Annotated in this window: 15 protein-coding genes; 6 read left to right on the forward strand and 9 right to left on the reverse strand. The window is 35.9% G+C overall.

Features of this window, described 5'->3' with window-relative positions:
* Both AsAng_RS24330 and AsAng_RS24335 read right to left on the reverse strand, forming a co-directional pair.
* Positions 1-1830 carry an ABC transporter ATP-binding protein gene (locus AsAng_RS24330; protein ID WP_264789716.1) on the reverse strand — a complete coding sequence of 610 codons (1830 nt, stop codon included), beginning with the start codon at positions 1828-1830 and terminating at the stop codon, positions 1-3.
* A 76-nt stretch (positions 1831-1906) separates the two neighbouring features.
* On the reverse strand, positions 1907-3778 hold the full coding sequence (locus tag AsAng_RS24335) for an ABC transporter ATP-binding protein (protein ID WP_264789717.1): 1872 nt from the start codon (positions 3776-3778) through the stop codon (positions 1907-1909).
* Between the two features lie 230 nt (positions 3779-4008).
* Between AsAng_RS24335 and AsAng_RS24340 the strand changes: the two genes are divergently transcribed.
* Complete coding sequence (locus tag AsAng_RS24340; RefSeq protein WP_264789718.1) at positions 4009-4389, forward strand: hypothetical protein; 381 nt, start codon at positions 4009-4011, stop codon at positions 4387-4389.
* 100 nt (positions 4390-4489) lie between these two features.
* On the opposite strand, the gene AsAng_RS24345 is transcribed toward AsAng_RS24340, so the two are convergent.
* Positions 4490-9652, reverse strand: a complete 5163-nt coding sequence (locus tag AsAng_RS24345) for a contractile injection system tape measure protein (protein ID WP_264789719.1) — start codon at positions 9650-9652, stop codon at positions 4490-4492.
* Between the two features lie 88 nt (positions 9653-9740).
* On the opposite strand from AsAng_RS24345, the gene AsAng_RS24350 reads away from it, so the two are divergent.
* From AsAng_RS24350 to AsAng_RS24370, 5 genes are all read left to right on the forward strand, one after another.
* Complete coding sequence (locus AsAng_RS24350; RefSeq protein ID WP_264789720.1) at positions 9741-10496, forward strand: hypothetical protein; 756 nt, start codon at positions 9741-9743, stop codon at positions 10494-10496.
* Positions 10493-11014 carry a hypothetical protein gene (locus AsAng_RS24355; RefSeq protein WP_264789721.1) on the forward strand — a complete coding sequence of 174 codons (522 nt, stop codon included), beginning with the start codon at positions 10493-10495 and terminating at the stop codon, positions 11012-11014. Before AsAng_RS24350 ends, AsAng_RS24355 begins: the two co-directional genes overlap by 4 nt.
* A 288-nt stretch (positions 11015-11302) precedes the next feature.
* Positions 11303-12652: an ATP-binding protein gene (locus AsAng_RS24360; protein WP_264789722.1), complete on the forward strand. Its 1350-nt coding sequence runs from the start codon at positions 11303-11305 to the stop codon at positions 12650-12652.
* Between the two features lie 263 nt (positions 12653-12915).
* Positions 12916-15972: a CHAT domain-containing protein gene (locus AsAng_RS24365; RefSeq protein ID WP_264789723.1), complete on the forward strand. Its 3057-nt coding sequence runs from the start codon at positions 12916-12918 to the stop codon at positions 15970-15972.
* Between the two features lie 150 nt (positions 15973-16122).
* On the forward strand, positions 16123-18228 hold the full coding sequence (locus AsAng_RS24370) for a hypothetical protein (protein ID WP_264789724.1): 2106 nt from the start codon (positions 16123-16125) through the stop codon (positions 18226-18228).
* A gap of 128 nt (positions 18229-18356) precedes the next feature.
* On the opposite strand, the gene AsAng_RS24375 is transcribed toward AsAng_RS24370, so the two are convergent.
* Genes AsAng_RS24375 through AsAng_RS24400 form a run of 6 tightly spaced genes read right to left on the reverse strand, consistent with a single transcriptional unit; the run spans position 18357 to position 21141 of the window.
* Positions 18357-18560, reverse strand: a complete 204-nt coding sequence (locus AsAng_RS24375) for a hypothetical protein (RefSeq protein ID WP_264789725.1) — start codon at positions 18558-18560, stop codon at positions 18357-18359.
* Between the two features lie 24 nt (positions 18561-18584).
* Positions 18585-19250: a hypothetical protein gene (locus tag AsAng_RS24380; protein ID WP_264789726.1), complete on the reverse strand. Its 666-nt coding sequence runs from the start codon at positions 19248-19250 to the stop codon at positions 18585-18587.
* A gap of 50 nt (positions 19251-19300) precedes the next feature.
* Positions 19301-19507: a hypothetical protein gene (locus AsAng_RS24385; RefSeq protein WP_264789727.1), complete on the reverse strand. Its 207-nt coding sequence runs from the start codon at positions 19505-19507 to the stop codon at positions 19301-19303.
* A 24-nt stretch (positions 19508-19531) separates the two neighbouring features.
* Entirely contained in the window at positions 19532-20191 is a 660-nt protein-coding gene (locus tag AsAng_RS24390; RefSeq protein ID WP_264789728.1) for a hypothetical protein, read from the reverse strand.
* Positions 20192-20243: 52 nt separating this feature from the next.
* Entirely contained in the window at positions 20244-20450 is a 207-nt protein-coding gene (locus AsAng_RS24395; RefSeq protein WP_264789729.1) for a hypothetical protein, read from the reverse strand.
* Between the two features lie 25 nt (positions 20451-20475).
* The gene (locus AsAng_RS24400) at positions 20476-21141 is read right to left on the reverse strand and encodes a hypothetical protein (RefSeq protein ID WP_264789726.1); all 666 of its coding nucleotides are present in this window, start codon (positions 21139-21141) and stop codon (positions 20476-20478) included.
* Between the last annotated feature and the right edge of the window lie 37 nt (positions 21142-21178).

A 21178-nucleotide genomic window follows, 5' to 3' on the forward strand; every position in this document is an offset into this window, starting at 1 on the left:
TTAGTTCAGAATGCGTTCAGCACTTAATTGTTTGGTATACAAACTGTGATATTTTCCTCCTTGCTTCATCAAGTCACTATGACTACCATCTTCTATGATTTTTCCCTTTTGAATCACCAAAATTCGATCGCAATTTTTGATGGTAGACAAACGATGAGCAATAATAATAGCGGTACGGTTTTGAAGCATTTTATGAATGCTTTGTTGAATTTTTGCCTCCGTAATGGTATCAATAGATGAGGTAGCCTCATCCATAATGATAATTTTAGGATTGGGTAAAATTGCTCTAGCAAAAGAAAGCAATTGCTTTTCACCCATGGATAAATTTTCGCCTTCTTCCCCAACAGCTTCATCCAATCGATTAATAAATTGTGTGGCACCAACCAATTCTAATGCTGCAATAATCTCTGTGTCTGTTGCTTCTTTTTTGGCATAGCGAATATTGTCTCGAATAGAACCAATAAAGAGGTGAGGCGTTTGTAAAACCATACCCAATTGGCTGCGCAAACTATGAATGGTCTTTTGTTGATAATCTTCACCATCAATTTTGATGCATCCATTTTGAGGTTCATAAAAACGAGCTACTAAATTGGCAATGGTAGACTTTCCTTCTCCCGTTGCTCCCACCAAGGCAATCGATTGTCCTGCGTTAATCTGTAAGTTGAAGTTTTCAAGAACAGGGTGTTCGGGATTGTAATAAAAGTCAACTTGCTCAAAACGAATTGCTCCTTTTATAGCACCAAAGGCTGTGGCTCCCGCTTGATCTTGAATGCTTATTGGTTCATCAATTAATGAAAAAATTCGCTCTCCTGCGGACAAAGACCCTTGTGCACGTGCATAAAACATAGAAATGTCAACAATGGGAATAAAGATTTTGGTAGCATAATCAATTGCTGCAATTAAAGTCCCCACCGTAATAATAGCAGGAATAGCAAGGGTCATTTTACCACCAAAATATACAACAAAAGCAGCAGCAAAAGAACCTGTTAAAATGACAACAGGTATATACATAGCAGTGTAATAAGAGGCTCGATAAGAAGCATGATGCATACGACCACTTAAGGCTTGAAATTCTTGACTAACACGGGCTTCTTGAGCCGTACTTTTATTGACAACAATCCCATTGATATGTTCTGAAAAAGTAGCCGTCAATTCACTATTTATTTTTCGAGAGGCTCTAGAATATTGTAATACCAATAGTCTGATTTTGACAGAAACCACTAGCATAAAAGGAATAGAAAGTGCTACGATCAATCCTAATTTCCAACTGTATATAAATAAAACAACTAGACAAAATGAAATCATAGAAATTCCCCAAAATGCTTCTAGTAAGCCCCAAGAAATAACTTCAGCAACACGGTCGGTATCAGAGGTCAAACGAGTAAGCAACCAGCCTGAAGCAGAACGATCATAAAACGAGAACGACAACTTTTGTAAACGTTCAAACATGGCTTTTCGCAAATCGTGCATAACATATTCTTGGATACGTCCAGCATAACGGATAAATAGATAAACGCCTATGGCTTGGATGAGTCCTATTAGAATAAAAATACCTGTATAGTAGTAAATCAAACTAAAATCTAGAACATAATTAGTTCCTTGGTCTTGTGCCAGTTTTAGTGCTTCCAATTGGGGCGTAATGGCATCGTCTATCATGACTTTCAACAACAAAGGAAAAAGCGCATCTGCCACGGCAACTATCATTACCCAAAAAAGCAAGCCAAGTACCCATTTAGGATATTGCCAAGCATAGCCTCCAATTCTTTTTAGAAAAGGCAATAGGGCGCGCTTGCTGCTAAATTGTTGGTCTGTTAATGTATTCGTTTTCATGAAAATTTAGCTTAAAAAGGTACGGTTTAAAAAACAACAAAAAATGAATAACGCTTGGTTAATAACTTTATAAAAATTACTGGATAGAATCTTCAATACTAGATTGTATATCATATACTTCTCGGTAAAAACTTTTGTTTTTTAATAACTCCTTGTGCGTCCCTAATTCTAAAACCTTACCATCTGTTAGCACTAGAATTTTATCTGCATCCTGTATAGAAGTTAATCGATGAGCAATAATAAAGGTAGTTTTGCCCTTCATCCGTTTATTTAGAGCCTGTTGCATTTTGAATTCCGTTTCGGTATCAACAGCAGAAGTCGCATCATCTAATACTAAGATAGCTGGATCACTTAGTAAGGTTCTAGCTAAGGCAACTCGCTGTTTTTGACCTCCTGAGAGTGTTACTCCCTTTTCGCCGACTAGGGTTTCATAACCTGCGCTCATTTTATGGATAAAGTCTGTTACACAGGCGTCATCTGCTACGCTTTCTAAATCTTCTTCCGAAACATCAGTCTGTTGAGACAATTGCGTTTGTCCATGAATATTTTTTCGAGCATAAGCAATATTCTCTCGAATAGAAGTAGAAAATAAAAAGGGTTTTTGGAGTACGACTCCAAATTGTTGCCGCAAAAATACTTTATCGTAGGAGGTTAATGGCTTACCATTTAATAAAATCAAACCATCGTCAGGTTCGTAAAAACGTAATAAAAGCGCAATAATCGTCGATTTTCCTGCACCAGTACTGCCCATTATAGCTAGCTTTTCGCCTAGATTTACGTTAAAACTAACATCTTGCAAAGCCCATTTCCCTGTTGTGGTTTTATTGGCATTGGGATAGGCAAACCAGACGTTTCTGAATTCAATTTCTCCCAGTTGTTCTTCTGAATTAGCAGCAGGTTGCAGGTTGTAATCTTCTGTTTCTGCCTCTAGAATTTGGGTAATTCGCTCCATGGCAACGCCAGCCATTCCCAATTGAGAAACAATACGCCCTAAATTTCGCATGGGCCAAGTAACCATGACAGCATAGGCAAAGAAACTAGTGTATTCTCCTACTGTAATCTCCCCTAATAAGGCATAATATCCTCCTGCAAATAAAGATAGGGCGATTTGAACATTGACCAACCAATCAGAAAAGGGCCAGAATAACATGTGCAAATCAATATGTCTGACGCCTATTGTTCGCTTTGCTTTATTTTGTGCTGCAAAACGATGCGTCTCATTTTCTTCTTCTGCAAATGCTTGAACCACCCGAATTCCAGCTAGGTTCTCCTGAATAATAGCAGTTAATTTATCTTGTTCATTTTCATGTTCTTCCCATACTGTTTGCTCCTTTTTAAAGAAAAAATAAGAAGTTAATATAATGGGAACAAATAAAGCAATAGAGATAAGTGCATAACTAGGGTGTACCATCCACATCATTGCAAATGCACCAGTGGCAATGGCTGCTAGCCGAATCAGTTCAGAAATTTGTGTGCCAATAAATTTTTGAATCGTTCCTATATCTCCTGTGCAGCGTTGAATCAATTCGCCAGTAGGAATTTTACTCATTTGAGATAAAGACAAACTCTGTATATGTGCAAATAAACGATCTCTAAAAGCCTTAATGGCTTTTTCGGTACTATCTGCTACAATTATATTGGCCGTAAACCAGCTTAGCGCTTTTATGGCTACAATGGAAACCAACAAAACTCCCAAACAAAATAAAAACCAGTGAAGGTTATCGGAGTTGTTGGTTGGCAATACAGCATAAAAAAGGTAAACTAAAAAATCAGGTTCTTGGTGAGTAGCTGTTGTTGCAAAATGTTCTACCACTCCATCAATAGCGATTTGTATGACCTTGGGCTCTAACATTCTTACTAAAGAAGAAAATGTTAATAGAAGCCCTGCTATTAAATATCGGTTTTTCCATTGCCCCAATACTCCCCAAAGTTGGTAAAATTTTTGCATGATTAACGTAAATTAAAATTCCCTCTAAATTTCTTATTAAACGTATCTTTAATAGATGCTAACGTGCCACAAACAGTAAAAAATAGGCATTAGTTCCCACTACTAAACAGAATTTTAAACTTTAAAAGAGTATCCGATTATTTTCAAGTGTTAATTAATTGTCAAAATATATTTAGATCGTATACAATTATTTAAGTATGTGACTATCCAAAAAGAAGTAAAAATAATCTATGAGACGATTCTATTTCTTGCTATTATTGTCAATAATAATAACAGGATGCCAGCAACAACAAGTACCAGAAACACTATATGATTTAGAAGGGCAAAGTATTACAAGCCAAACGAGGGAAATGCAACGATCAATCTTATACCAAGTTCCCAAAGAACGAGTGTTGAACCAGCCCATAAAAATATTTGATGGATATGTTTTAGAGCGCATCAAAAATCAAAAAAATGTAAGGTTAAAAATCCAGAACGATAACGGAGAATTATTGATGTTTGAGATAGAAGAAGAATTAGCGAATCAACTAAGACAGAATATGGAATTAATTGTTCGTTATAGCCATGTTAAGGGGGAGGTAGTTGTGGTAGAAATTAGAAAAAAATCTTGATTTTAGTAATGAATAAGTTGTTGTTAATTAATGCGGTATCGCTATTGAAGAACAGGTCATAATTACTACTAATTATGACCTGTTTTAAAAGATATAGAACTTACATTAGTTTCCATTCTACAGAGATAAATTTCTCTGCCCAAGGGAATTTTATAAAAGTAAAGCTCCAAGGAAGTGTTTTTAGCAAGATGTCAAAGGTTTGTTTTTGAACCTGTAATAGCCATTTTCCTTCTTCTTCTTTCACGGTACCTTCTCTAATCAAAAAAGAACCCCTTAATGAATTTGGGGTCATACTTTTCATTTTGGGCCAGTTGTGGATAACCCCTCCCAATAGGCTTTCAGCAGTTTTTAATTCATCGGGGGTAAATTCAATACCAAAAGGAACGGGCTCTGTAATCGGAAAGTTACAGAATATTTTATTTAATAAAAGTTCATTCTCTGGCGCTTCGGTTTTTCCTGTTACCAAATATTGAAGAAGATGAATGGCCTTGTACTGAGCGTCAATATCAACAAACTCTTTCTTTTTAACATAGCCTAACATGGAAAATAGACGACCAATATAAGGCCAAAGAAGCACCATTCCTGCATTGTATACTTGAAGCGGTTCATCAATAGGAGCGAGGATAGGAGTTTTGGGTTTCCGTTTCTTTTTGGGTACTTCAGGCTCAACAACAGGAGGCGTTTCCGTTTTGTTAATCTCTTCTACAATAAAATCTTTTTGTTGCTCTAAATCTTTTACTTTTAGTGTCTGCTTCACTTTTTCTTGTTGGAGCCGATCTTGTTCTTCGGTTAAAATAGCATTAGACTGTTTAATCCGACGGTTTTGAAATCTAGTGAAAATAGCATCAATATTGGCTCTTAGGCGGATAAAATCTTTTTTTGTTTTATCATCTTTGACCACCTCAATCATTTCATCAACTTGAACCTGCTGCTGTTGCCACAATAAGGTAATTTGTTCTTGAACTTTTTTTAATGCTTCAAGACTAGTAGCTTGATTTAATTCCTTTTCTAAACGTTTTTGAGCAGTGCTTAGCATTTGTCCATGCGCCAACAAGTTCTTTTGATCTTGACGCTTAATGATCTTAACGATTTGTTGTTGAATTTCAGCTCTTTCAGGACTATGTTCGCTAGGGTTTTGGGCATAATATTGTTCCAATGCTTCCCATTCTTTCCACAATTGTATTGGGGCAACACGATTTATTTTTTGAAGTAGCTGTTGCTGCTGTTTGTCTAATTGTTGCGAACGTTTTAGATCTTCTAAACGAACTATTTTGGGGGCTGATTGATGGATGATTTCCAGTAGCGATTGACGGTAGGCAACATCCGCTATACTGGGGGCAAGTGCTAGTAAATCTTGAATAAAAAGTGCATGGCTATGGTCTTCATCCTCTAAATCCTTTAACAAGGTAGGTAATTTTTGGAGGGCAGAAGGCATTGCTTTGCTAAGGTCTGCTTGCAATTCAATTTGGCGTTCCAATAAAGAAAGCTCAAATGCCTTTTCTTCCATCAATGCCTCCACTTGAATATTTTTAGCTGTCTCCGCTTCTAATTGTAACGCTAGATCTGCTAAGCTTGCTGTCAACTGACGGATTTGGCGCTCTACTTTTCGTAACAAAGGAGGTCTACGGAATTTTAATAACTTTAGTTGAGCTTGATACAAAGCAATCTTGCGTTTATTTTCAAGGCGTTTTAGTGCATCTGCTCGCTTTTTTTCTCCTTCTTCGATGGTTGTATCTACTTTCTCTTCTTCCCCTGTTTTCTCTGTTTCCTTTTTTTCTTGTTCTTCTGCGGCACTTTTAATTAAGGCTTCTAGTTCTAAGCTATATTTTTCGATGGCAGCCTCTAACTCCACTAATTTATAGGATTGTTCAGGTATTCCTTGATATTCTGCGGACTCTTCAGACAAAATATCTACCATCACAGTAGACGTTTCGGTGTATTCTTTAGCGATAAAATTAATCTGCTCGTTTAGGTTTGCCCGCAACTCTGCATCTTTTGCATGCTTTTCTTCCATCTTTAATGCTTCAACTTCTAACATTAAAATGGAGATAAGCCAAGAGCTTTTAGAACTCGTTCCCAATACCGATTTGATACGGCGTTTGGTTTCTGTTAATAAGGCTAATATTTTGCGGCCTGTTTTCTGTTGTTTAGCAAGGAATATAGCTTTGATATAGTTGATGGGGTCAAAACGTTCCTGTTGTTGACTTAGAAAGAGATTGAACAGTACATCCTTCTCCAAATCCAATTTAGTAGTTCCTGCTATCTTTTTAAAATCTTCAAAATGTCGCTGAACGGGCAATAAAGCTTTTGGGCGTACCAAATGGACAATTTCCCAAAACGTATCGTCCGAAAATTCAGTAATAATAAGGTTGCGAACATTAGACAGCCTCAATGAGTTGAAAATAACTTGAGTGGCTTCTGCTTTATTGATTTGAATTTGTTCTAAGAGTAAATGTTCAAATTTTTCTTTAGAATCATAGCCCAACTCTTTCGCTTTTGTGGTGAGCTGTCCCGTAGACATAAAGGTCGCTAACAACTCTAATTTTTGTTGATTATTAAGATAAGTTCCTTCCTCTTTTTGTTGTACCTCTTGTGCATAAAGCACCAACTCCCGCTCTAAGGCATTTACTTTTTTATCTTTGGCTAATTGTTCGTTCCACTCCAAAAAGGGTATAAAATCACCCCCTTTGTTTTTAATGATATTATTGGTGTATTCTATTAGCTTGGTAGGAGAAATGTTGTAGGCTCTCGCTATTTGTAAGGTGACTTCTTTCGTAAAGGTTTGAGGATTAAAAGCCTGACGATTACTTAACAACTGTTCTACTATGATTCCCCATTGGAATTTTTTGCGTTCTGTATCTGTGAGCGCTTCAAAACCTTGTGCAAAATGAATGGTATATAACAATTCTGCCTGCACAAAGATGGTTTTTATATCATTGGGGTATAATTGACGCAATACGGTTTGTATAGCTTGCTCTGACAACTGGTTAATGGTACGTTCCCAAACAACAGGATATTTACCAATTTGTTGCAAGGCACGGCGCAATTTTTCAGGGCTTTTGGAGGCAAATTCTAAAAACAACTCTTCTATGGACTGCTTAGGTAAATCTTCTGCCCACCAAGGGCTTGCCCCATATTGTAGCATAAAAATTAAAGCATCTAATTTGGAAGTGCCAGTTGGTTCTACTACATCTAGCCCCTTATTATCAACTACGGTTAAGGTGGTTTTTAAGGCTTCTTGCAATTCTTTTTCATGGGCAATTAATTGCTCAATATACTCATTTAGCTTGATCAATTCTTTCTGCAATCGACTTCGTTCTTGACGCAAATGCTGTTTTTCTTCTGCAGTAATATTGCCTCGCAAGGCCTTGTTGATGTCAACTAAAAATAACTCAATATCCTTTTGATCTAGTTTTAATTGATGAACGACATTTTGAATCGCACGATGATATTTACCAATGCGATTATTAACCCGTTTGATGCGCTGTTGGGCAATACTGCCAACCTTTGAGTTTAGCTTATTTTTGTCTTTTAGCAGCTTCTCAACTTCTTTATTTAAGGTGTCTTGTAGCTTTTTAAATTCCTTTTCGGTCGTAGACAAGCGTTTTTCGAGTATTTTTTGTTCTTGTGTTTGGGCAAATTGTAATTGATTTTTGAGCGCCTGTCGTTGTTGTATTAATACTTCGATATCAAGAGGCATGTCCATATCCTCCAACTCTTCCATTGTTTGTTCTAGTTGGCGGATTTTTTTAGAAAATGCCCTCAGTTGCCCCAATTCAATAGCAGAAATAGTCCCTTTTGCCTGTTTTTGGAGCAATTTTTCCAATTCTTTTTCTACAACCTTATAATCCTTTTTGGCTTTACGAAGCTCTTTTCGTTCAACATCTAGTTTTTGTTGTAAGTGCTCATCCAACTGATCTAAAGTAGATCGAATTGCAGTATCGCTTTTTTTACGTCGAACACTCTTGTAACTTTCTTTTACTAAGATTTCATAAGGCGTTTGTGTAGCAATAGCAAGCTCTTCTAATACTAATTTAACAAAAGTCTTTTTTACAAACTTATTTTTCTTTTGAAGGAAGAAATAATCAATTACCTCTGTTAAAACAATGGTTCTTAATTTTGAACTACTAATCGATTGACCAATATTTTGCCGATTAGAAGTTAAGAACTCTAAATCCTTTAAACTAGCTTGAATGAATTTGATGTTTTCATTAGGAGTAGGCTCTAATAATTGTAAAATTTTATCCGTAGAAAATTGAAAAATTAAACGTTGTATAAAATTGGAGTTATCGGCATGTCGCTCAAGCATGCGCTGAATGTCAATTAACTGACGTTCTAATAACTGATGGAAAAGCTCCTGAAGGGACTGTTTGGACTCTACGGCTGCCCAACTGGGAATAGCACCATACTCTAAGAAATATTCTAAAATCTGAATATCTTGATATCTTCCCTCAAAACCAGCACGAACTTTTGTTTTTACGGCACTAGAAGGTACTTTTCGTTGTTGTACTTCAGCAATGATATGTCGAGCAAATGTTCGTTCTTTATAGCTTATGGTACCCAAAGCAGAGCTTCCATCAAATACATAGTTGATAGCGGCACTTAAAATGGCTTTCTCTGATTTTTGACCCAGCTTTTTTTTGAGTAGTATAATTTGCTTTTTTGCCTGATGTATTTTTTGACCATAAAGCAGTTCAAAAAATACATTTAATTGAGCAGCAGAAAACTGTTGGTATAGACGTTCTCGGACTTTTTTATCTTTACGCAATAGAAAGATACGCTGAACTAAGTGTTTAGCATTCCTACTGGTTAAATCATCAAAAATGTCACTAATCGTACCATTGTCAGTACTCGCCCAAGTTGGATAATAGCCATTAATAAGAAAAAATTCAAGAACGCCCATTTTTGAAAACCGCTGTCTTTTTCCACTTTTGCTAGCCGCTTTTTTTTCCATACGACCAATCTTCGCTTTGAGCTCTCGTTCTACTATTTGTTTGATTTTCTTTATAATTGCTTTTTCTAAATCAGCAGGTTCTTCAAAATCAAAGCTGCCCAAATCTAAGGTAAGCTCATCGATTTGAATATCGACATCTTGGGGGGCAATTTTATCAAATACCCTATCCAGTTCTTTACCAATATGTTCTTTGTAGAAGTAGATAAAGTTTTGTTGTACTTGATTGATTTCATTATCGTCATCAATCCCTTCAATGTCTAAATTGATGATTTGATGCTCAATGGTATGTTTATTTTCTTTTTTTGTCAAAGTCTAAAGATTGAAAAGGGGTAATAGCACAAAATAATTCAATAAATTTATTAATTTTTGAGGATTAAATACTCAAAAAAAAAATAATATGCTCAATTTATCTATTGATCCAGTAAATATTGAAGCCTCTTTTGATCAAATCGCCGATCAATTGTTCAACCAATACTTGTTATCAATTGGTAAAAAAAGGTATCAATTTACAGAAATCGAATTTTATTATAATACAATAGCAGCAACTAAAGATAATTTTGCGCACCAACATGGCGAGGAATATTTGGACGGAACATGGCGACTGCACAGTTCGGGATTAGATATTGTCCTAAAAGGAATAGGAAGTTATTATGGTGGAATTTTAATTCGAGGGATACAGGAATTGGATGAACAGTTCCAGCCAATAGGTACTCCAATTGATGGCCCATGGAACACGGTAACGACTTGTGTGCGAGAAATGGGAGCCGTTGATAAGACTAAAAGCTTTGTTTTGACAAAACGGTTGGAGGATAAAAAACGAAAATTTATAAAATCGCCACGAGTGGGGTTATTTTTGAAGGAAGCAGAAAATTTAGAATATATTTGCAAACCATGGCGTTATACTTCTATTCCTGTTGTTACTAAAAAATATCGACACTTGGTTTATTTGCAACTTTGTTTGGATAAAAATAAAATGACAGAAACAGAGCACACTTCCATCCTCGAACAACTGGGCTTAAGCCAACGTTCTATGGAAGATTATAAACGTTATTTTGAAGCAGGAAAACACACGGATTTGGACACTTTAGTAGGAGGAAAAACAACCGTAGAAAATACCTGTAAATTGTTTGGTCACTATACAATAAAATTATGAAATACTTTTTTGGGATAATTTTGGGGCTTTTTATGATGGGGCAAACAGAATTGAATGCACAATATTATGACCAAACCATTGGTTTGCGTGTAGGAACTTCTGTTGAAGCCAGTTATAAAAGATTTATATTTTATACACCAAAGATACAACAAGCGATAGAGTTTTTAGGTGGTTTTCAAGTAGACGAGGGAATCTTTTTTCCTGGAGTTGTTTACGACCAACCGCTTAATAATGGCTATGTCTTTGAGACCTTATGGGTTTTCCATTTGGATTTGGGCTTTGATACTAATTTTTCGGGTTTTGCAGGGGCTGGAGGCTATTTAGGAGCTTATACAGAAACAGGGAAAACCGCCTTTTTTGGAGGAGGTTTTACAGCCGTTGTAGGAGTAGAATATACCTTCTCTCATGCTCCTGTTAGTGTAAGTGTGGATTGGAAACCTATTATTGGGTTTCCTAGGCTTAGCCTAGCTAGAGGAAGTCTAACCTTGCGTTATGTTTTGCCGACAACTTGGCAGTAGAATAAAGAATTCTTTGCGTTTTTGCTTAAAAAATCCCAAATTAGCAGACTCGTATAAAATCTAAGTTTAATTAAGGCAAGCGTAAACTTTTGTTGGTTCAATAGAATAAAACGCACGAACTACTGAGCAATCGCATCAATACGAATGTAATAAACGAGCAGTTGGACCGATAACCATAAACCAACAAGGGAACTCGTAAAACTAGGTAGTGGCAGGAGAATTAAAGCCTTACAGAATTAAACGGGAAGAAAACTTATCGTATACCGTATTAAGCATCTTACAAAAAATATGAAAGCATCACCATTAGAACTCAATGCAAAATCATTAGAAATAGAATTAGGTTGGTTAGAGGAAGTTATTGTTACTCGGATGAACTTGCGTTTTGGGCAAGAAAGCTCCTATAGTAGTGTTTATGAGGTGCCAATGCCAAATTTGGAAGAGGACAATTCTTTTTATGCAAGAATTGTTAAATATTGCCATTTTGGATTTAAAGAACGAATTATTTTAGCCTTGAGTTTAGCCCCTCATGTCAAGCCACAAGTCTTGGATCGCTTTTTCTTGAAAAATAAAATTTACGATCGAGTTTATACCGAGTTTGGTGGACTCAAAGGGCGTTATCATAGTGGTTTTTTGCCAACAGGTGAAACAGCAGCTTTTTTGATTGCAGGAAGTGACATAGAGGACCGCATTAGAGTGGTTGATTTGTTTAAACCAGAGCATCTTTTTTATAAAAATAATATTCTAAAACTGGATCTTAATCAGGGGAGTGAACCTCTTTTTAGCAGTGGTTTGGAATTGAGTGACGAATATTTGACCTTTTTTACCTCAGGTAATGCCTATAAACCAGATTTTAGTACCAACTTTCCCGCCAAACATTTATCAACAAAGTTGGATTGGTCAGATTTGGTCTTAGACCCTTATGTTTTGGGTGAAATTGCAGAAATTTCGGCTTGGCTGGAACACCAAAACACCATTATGGATGATTGGGGACTCAGCAAACAACTAAAACGAGGCTATCGTTCTTTATTTTATGGCCCTCCTGGAACAGGAAAAACCTTGACGGCTTGTCTAATTGGAAAACAGATGGGCTTGGATGTTTATCGGGTGGATTTGTCTCAGGTGGTTTCTAAATATATTGGTGAGACAGAAAAAAATATGTCTAATATTTTTGATCAGGCCGAAAATAAAAATTGGGTCTTGTTTTTTGATGAAGCCGATGCTCTATTTGGTAAACGTACTGCCACTTCAGATTCTAAAGATCGCCATGCTAATCAGGAAGTCGCTTATTTATTGCAACGAGTAGAGGACTTTTCAGGAGTTGTCATTTTAGCAACCAACTTAAAGGCGAATATGGACATTGCTTTTACACGCCGTTTTCAATCTATTATTTACTTTCCTGCCCCCAATGTAGAACAACGTCAGCAACTTTGGGAAAATAGCTTTAAGACCGTAAAAAAAGAACCTGATGTCGATTTTTCTATCATTGCTAATGAATACAAAATAACAGGAGGTAGTATTATAAACGTATTGAGATATTGCTCTCTAAGTGCTTTAAGAAGAGGAAGCGATGCCATTGCAATGGAAGATATCCAAGAAGGAATCAAAAGAGAACTTCGAAAAGAAGGTAAAACCATGTAGCATTTTTTTATTCGTGATAATCGTTAATATATATACCTGTAATACTTCGTGAATTTTGCGAAGTGCTGTACTTGATTACTGCGGCTTATGAATTTTACGTACTAAGCTAGATGCCATGCTGTAACGAACACCAATCCAATAAATTAGTTTAGGTAACTGTTGTCCCTCGTTTTATTTAAACTAATTTATAAATGGAATTGCTATGTACTGTAATAACTTCTAATAAGCAATCTTTTTCTTTATTCTAAATTTATCCCCTTCCTATGAATTTTAGATATCTATTTTTTTTCTTCCTTTTTACAACGCCTCTCGTAGGGCAAAATGATTTATTAATTGCGGATTCGCTCTATAGCAAGGCTTCAGAAATGAATCGAGCTGTTAAGTATGACCTTGCTTTAACCTATGCAACTCAAGCCCAAGCTATTTATTTAAAGTATGAGAAATGGGAGAGATATTATCTGACCAAACAAATGGAGTTGGATTTTAATGTAAATCTGATGAATTATGCAGTCGCTAAGCGTGTTTATGAGGAAATCATGGAAAAAATCGTAGAGCGACTTGGTCCCAATAGTCTTCAAGAGGCGGTAAGCCATGGTAGTGCTGGTAATTTGTTTAGTGATGGAGATCAAGACTATGAAAAAGCATACGATTATTATACCAAAGCCCTAGGTATGTTGTTGAGCCAAGATAGTTTAAATGTCAATGCCTTAAACATAACTTATGGTCAATTGGCGGTTAATCGATCTACACTGGGGTTGATGGATGATGCCATAGAATATGGTAAGACGGCTATTGATGTTATCAAAAGAGAATTGCCACCCTCTGTAACACGAGATGAATATCTATCGTTTCATTATCGAACGATTGGCGATTGTTATATGGACAAGGGAGCTTTTCAGGAAGCCTTAGAATACCAGAAGGAAGCTTTGGCGCTGTATAAAAAAGTCTACGGCAAAGGGCACCTGCGTACAGGGATTGTGTATCATGGATTAGCCGATATTTCTAGAGAGTTGTACCAAAGTAAGGAGGCGCTGCATTATAACCATAAAGCTTTAGATATATTTTTGGAGCATTTGGGAGCCAAACACCTTTATGTGGCACTGACTTATAATAATATGGGCAATGTATTTCTCTTGCAAAAAGACTATGAAAAAAGTGCGATTTATTTTCAGAAAACCATTGAGATTGCTGAGCAATTAGGGGACGAAGGGATGGACTATTTGCCAATTGCCTACGTTAATTTAGGCTTGGTTAGTAATCAACTAAAAAATTATAAAAAAGCCGAAAAATACATTCAAAAGGCCCTAGAAATGGATATAGATGTGTTGGGGAAGCATCATGTAGAGGTGGCTGAAGATTATAATTATTTGACACTGTGTTATCAAAGTCAAGAAAAGTGGGAGCAGGCATTAAGGGCAAATTTAGCGGCAATTTTGGCAAATACAACAAATTATGAAACCCAAGACCCTTATGCCTTTGCAGAAGTATTGGAGCAGGCTACTTTTTTTACCAACCCTTATCTTACCGTTGAAATCTTTACCTACAAAGCTTTTTTGCTGCAATCGATCTATGAAGAAACAGGAGATTTAGAGCTATTAAAACATGCCTTGACGGGCATTATGGAGCTGCTGACTTTTATTGATAAAACCAAACAACAGTTTTTTGTAATAGAGGACGAAATAGATTTTTCTAGTGAGGTAAACAGTGTTTATGAGTTGGGAATTTTAATTGCGGGGGAATTGTACAAGGTAACAAAGGACAAGAGCTATTTAAAAAGTGCATTTGTCTTGGCTGAAAAAAATAAATCCGAAGCATTGGGCAATGTATTACAGTCCAACAGTGCCATTAAGATTGGAAATGTTCCCGATAGCCTTCAAGAAGAAGAAAAACGGCTCAAAGAAAATATTGCTGAAGTTGAGTATTATTTAATAGAAGCTCAGATGGTCCGAAATCTTACAGAGGTAAAGGAATTAGAGGCCGAATTATTTGAACTAAAACGGAAATTAGAAAAACTGATAGAAGCGATAGAAACAAATTATCCTGCTTATTATGAACTCAAATATGCGATGGACTGGATGAAAGCATCTGAAGTGCAATCCAATTTATTGGGGGCTAAAGATATGTTGTTGGAGTATTTTGTAGGAGATTCAGTGGTTTATCTTTTTGCTGTAACAACCAATGATATTAATTTTTATCCTTTGGGTACAAAGAAGGATATGCGGAGAACAATTCGCCAGCTCAGAGAAAGTTTAACGAACTTAAAGCAATTGAGCAAACAACCAAGGATTTCTTTTGAACAATTTTGCCATCACGCCCATGATTTTTACCGACATTGGGTTGAACCAGCAATAAAAGGAAAGGATGTAGAACGGTTAATTATTATTCCTGATGATTATCTAAATTTTATTCCCTTTGAGGTCTTACTTACCGTCCCAACTGGGCAATCTCACCACGATCAAGATTATAAAAAGCTAGCCTATTTATTGTCCGATTATCAAGTGAATTATTCTTATTCGGCTAGATTACTAAGAGCAAATAAAGCGAAGGAAGTTGCTGCCAATCAGCAAATTTTAGCCTTTGCAGCTTCCTATGATTATACGGGAACAGGAACAACACGGAGCCAGCTTAATCCTTTACCTTCTGTAGCAAAGGAGGTGACAGGCTTAGAAGCGAAGTTTGATGGGCATTATTTATACCAAAAAGAGGCGAATGAAGAAACCTTTAAATCTTTAGTTGCTCGTTATAGCATCATTCACTTGGCAATGCATGGTTTATTAAACAGCAAACATCCAGAATTGTCTTGTCTTGCCTTTTCTTTGGGCAGCGATAGCACCAAGTATGACGATTTTTTATATGCACATGAGATTGCTAATTTAAAAATGAATGCAGATTTAGTGGTTCTTTCGGCTTGTGAAACAGGTTATGGAAAATTTGAAGGAGGGGAAGGTGTGATGTCTTTGGCACGCTCATTTATGTATGCTGGAATTCCTTCTTTAGTGGTTAGCCTTTGGCAGGTTAACGATAATGCAACAGCAATAATAATGGAATCGCTATATCAGAATATTGCCCAAGGAATGACCAAAGCAGCGGCGTTGCGTCAAGCAAAATTAGATTATTTAACAGAAAAGAGTAGGGGAATCGCCTCTCATCCTAATTTCTGGGCTGCCTTTATTCATTTAGGGAAGGATGGCAGTATCGAATTGCAGCCCAAACAGGAGCAAAAAATATCGATTTGGGGAGGAATACTAGCAGGGGGATTCTTATTAGGGCTGCTAATCTTTTTTGTCAAGAAAAAAAAGCAAGAAAAAACTTTCATCTAATGTGTTAAATGTATCTTAGCATACGAATTTGGGAACGTATTATTATCATATAATGCTTATTTTTCCATCTATTTAGATAGAAAGGAGGAACCTACTCTTTTGTCACACAGAGGGGATAGCTTTTTAATGAACTAGAGTAATAAATATATAATGAATAATCTATTGTTACAATCTAATATAATCTTACAATATCCAAAGTGGTTTATCCTTTTGTGCGTGTTGGTAGGAATTCTTTATGCTACCGCATTATATTATCGAGATCAAAGTTTTGGAGAGCAGTCTCAGAAATTAAATCGCCTACTTGGAGGCATTCGTTTTGGTACGGTTACCATTATTTGCCTCTTGTTATTGTCTCCTGTAATCAAACGTACCATTACACAAACGGAGCAGCCTATTGTTGTGTTGGCGCAAGACAATTCGGAGTCTATTGGTCGAAGCATGTCTGAGGAAGCACGTCAAAAGTACCAAAAAGACATGGATTTGTTAAAGCAACAATTGGCGAGCAATTATGACCTTAAGACCTATTCTTTTGGGGCAGAAACAAGGGAGGGAATCGATCATTCATATACCGATCAAGCGACTAATATTGCTTCTTTTATGCAGGAAATGTACGATCTGTATAGTAACCAAAATATCGGAACAGTAATATGGGCTTCAGATGGAATTTATAATCAAGGAAGCAATCCTATTTATTTAGGAAATAAATTGAATACGCCTATTTTTAGTATTGCCTTAGGAGATACGATTCCTAAAAAAGACTTGATCCTAAAAAAGGTCTACAACAATCAAATCACTTATCTTGGCGATCGATTTAATGTCCAGATTGATCTTGCTGCAATCAACTGTAGCGCAACGACCACTAAATTAGTAATCTCAAAAGGAGGAAAAAAGATACAAGAGAAAATCATTAGCCTAGAGAACAATGATTTTTTTGCAACAGAGGAGATTACATTGGAAGCTACTTCAAGTGGGGTGCAAAAATATACCGTATCTCTTTCTGCAATAGAGGGGGAGGCAACAACAGCCAACAATTCTAAAAACTTTTATATCGATGTGCTAGATGCTCGTCAAAAAATATTGTTATTGGCGGAGTCTCCACATCCTGATATGGCGGCTTTCAAGAGAACCATTAAAAATAATAAGAACTACGAAGTTGAGATTAAATATGCCGACGATTTTTCAGAATCTGTTACCGCCTATGATTTTGTGATTTTGCATCAGTTGCCAAGTGCTAGGAATGGCATTCCAGATATTTTAACGACTATTCGAACTAAAAAAATTCCGCACTTATTTGTTGTTGGAACCTTAACCAACTTGCCCAACCTCAATCAAAGTCAAGGTCTCATTGCTATTAATAGCCGTGGAAACCAAACCAATGATACAGAAGGTATTTTGGAACCTACTTTTAATCTATTTACTCTAGATGATAAGGTCAAGGATTTAATTGCTCAGTTGCCACCTGTAACGACCCCTTTTGCTGACTTTAAGGCAAAGGCAGATGCTACGGTTATGATGCGTCAACGAATTGGTTCTATCAATATGGATTATCCCTTAGTGATTGTTGGTGAAGAACAGGGGATAAAAAAAGGCATATTGACAGGCGAAGGAATTTGGAAATGGCGTATTTTTGATTACGTTCAAAATCAATCGCACGAGTTGTTTGATGAGTTGTTTGGTAAGGTTATTCAATACCTCAGCACCAAGGAAGACAAAAGGAAATTTAGAGCTTTTGCCAGCAATACTTTATACAATGAAAATGAGTCTATTGTTGTTGACGCAGAACTTTATAATAATAATTATGAACGCATTAATACACCAGAGGCTCGTTTAGTGATTACCAACGATAAAGGCGAAAAATTCCCCTTTACATTTAATAAGACAGAATCCAGCTATGAGCTTAATGCAGGTCGCCTTCCAGAGGGAAGTTATCAATTCGAGGCATCCACTGTTTTTAATGGAGAAGAGTTGAAGTCAGGTGGTGCTTTTAGCGTTAAAGCCATTCAATTGGAAATCTTTGAGTCCACTGCAAATCACCAGTTGTTGAATTTAATTAGCTCAAAAAATGGAGGAACGGTTATTGGTCCTAATGAATTATTGAAACTCCCTGAATTAATCAAGACAAAAGGATTTGCTAAACCTGTATTGTACGATACGATCAAAACACGATCGTTAATCCATCTTAAATGGATTTTCTTTTTGTTGTTGGGGTTATTGACATTAGAATGGTTCTTACGTCGGTATTTTGGAAGCTACTAATCTATTTTGGTTGTTAATCTTTAGAACCACAAGCAGCAGCCAAAAACAATGGTAATAACAAAACATATATTTTATACCTTATAATCTTATAGAGCAAGCTTAGAATTTTTCTAAGCTTGCATGATGAATTAATAACCATATTCTTTATATAAGGTATCAATGGCATTTCTTTGATTAGGATGAAAATTAATCAGTGCATCTTTTACCTCATGGACTAACTCTGGACTATTGGTCATGGCTGAAAAAATTTCGGCATTGGTGAACCCTGATACGCTATCTTTTACGGGGTCAGGAATTTCTAAAGGAGGGTTATTGTGTGTTCTATCGTCCATTAAATCCCAATACAAGCCTTTTTTCTAATCCTTTACACAAAAGGCATAAGCTCCCTTTGTAAAATGTACAGAATCTACACTACAGGCCAAACGGCTATCCGATGCAGAATAATATTGACAAACCCCATCTACTATATAATGATTGGATTGTCCATTATTAGTAAACGCATAAGTATCGGGCCATAAATATTCCCAACAGTCTGTATTCCCTATATTTAAATCTTTATTCTTTTCCTTATCAATAAAAATATTGGCTAAACGAATAGAAGAATCATAACAGCCTTTTTTCTTAGGAATTAAGCCTATTTTAAATTGTTTTTCATTAATGCTTTTAAAATGAAAATGGGTATAAACAAAAGAACTGACCTCTTTAGTTACTTTACCAACCTCAGCATAAATCTCAAATAAATGAGTTGCCCCATAAACAACATCCGTATCAATTTTACTAGTAGATAAATCAAAAAAAAGTTCATAGTTGGTAAAATCAAAATAGTTACCACTATTCTTATCCAACAATTGATTCGGCAAATCCATTTCATACCAGATGGTATCGCCTACTGAAAAAACATCGTTAGGGGTGACAGACAAAGGAAACTCAAAACCGTATTTGATGGAACAACCTGGATCCTTAGAACCACAAGCAGCAGCCAAAAACAACGATAATAACAAAGTGTATATTTTATACATCATAAATAACATTAAAAAGCAAGCTTAGAATTTTTCTAAGCTTGCATGATAAATTAATAGCCATACTCTTTATATAAAGTATCAATGACATTTCTTTGACTAGGATGAAAATTAATTAGTGCATCTTTTACCTCATGAACTAACTCAGGGTTGTTTGTAGTTAAGGCTGAAAAAATTTCGGCATTGGTGAACCCTGATACGCTATCTTTTACGGGGTCAGGAATTTCTAAAGGAGGGTTATTGTGTGTTCTATCGTCCATTAAATCCCAATACAAGCCTTTTTTCTAATCCTTTACACAAAAGGCATAAGCTCCTCTAGTATGCTGTATGGAATCTACATGACATATTAAAAGGCTATCATAAGGAGAATATAGACAGATACCATCTACTAAATAATGATTGGATTGCCCATTATTAGTAAACGCATAGGTATCAGGACGTAAATACTCCCAACAATCGGTATCCCCTATATTTAAATCATTATTTTCTTCTTTGTCGTAGAAAATATTTGCTAAACTTATTTCCGTATCATAGCATCCTTTTTTCTTAGGAATTAAACCTATTTTAAAGTGTTTTTCATTGATGCTCTTAAAATGAAAATGGGTGTATACAAAACCATTGATTTCTGTTGTTACTTCTCCTATTTCTGCGTGAATATCAAATAGGTGAGTTGTGTTGTAGACAAAATCTGTATCTACTTTACTTGATGATAGTTTAAAAAAAAGTTCATAGCCTGTAAAATCAAAATAATCGCCACTATTCTTATCCAACAATTGATTCGGCAAATCCATTTCATACCAAATGGTATCGCCTATAGAAAAAACATCTTTGGGAGTGACAGATAAAGGAAACTCAAAACCATATTCAACATAACAACCTGAATGCTTTTCCCCACAAGCAACAACCAAGGAAAATAATAATAGAAAAACATATAATTTATACATCACAATAACATTAAAAAGCAAGCTTAGACTTTTTCTAAGCTTGCATGATGAATTAATAGCCATACTCTTTATATAAAGTATCAATGGCATTTCTTTGACTAGGATGAAAATTAATCAATGCATCTTTTACCTCATGGACTAACTCTGGACTGTTTGTAGTCAAAGCTGAAAAAATTTCGGCATTGGTAAAACCTGATACGCTATCTTTTACGGGGTCAGGAACATTTAATGGCGGTTCATTGTGTGTTTGATCGTCCATTAAATCCCAATACAAGCCTTCTTTTCTAATCCTTTACACAAAAGGCATAAGCTCCCTTTGTAAAATGTACAGAATCTACACTACAGGCCAAACGGCTATCCGATGCAGAATAATATTGACAAACCCCATCTACTATATAATGATTGGATTGTCCATTATTAGTAAACGCATAAGTATCGGGCCATAAATATTCCCAACAGTCTGTATTCCCTATATTTAAATCTTTATTCTTTTCCTTATCAATAAAAATATTGGCTAAACGAATAGAAGAATCGTAACAGCCTTTTTTCTTAGGAATTAAGCCTATTTTAAATTGTTTTTCATTAATGCTTTTAAAATGAAAATGGGTATAAACAAAAGAACTGACCTCTTTAGTTACTTTACCAACCTCAGCATAAATCTCAAATAAATGAGTTGCCCCATAAACAACATCCGTATCAATTTTACTAGTAGATAAATCAAAAAAAAGTTCATAGTTGGTAAAATCAAAATAGTTACCACTATTCTTATCCAACAATTGATTCGGCAAATCCATTTCATACCAGATGGTATCGCCTACTGAAAAAACATCGTTAGGGGTGACAGACAAAGGAAACTCAAAACCGTATTTGATGGAACAACCTGGATCCTTAGAACCACAAGCAGCAGCCAAAAACAACGATAATAACAAAGTGTATATTTTATACATCATAAATAACATTAAAAAGCAAGCTTAGAATTTTTCTAAG

The organism is Aureispira anguillae (assembly GCF_026000115.1).
GTDB classification, from domain to species: domain Bacteria; phylum Bacteroidota; class Bacteroidia; order Chitinophagales; family Saprospiraceae; genus Aureispira; species Aureispira anguillae.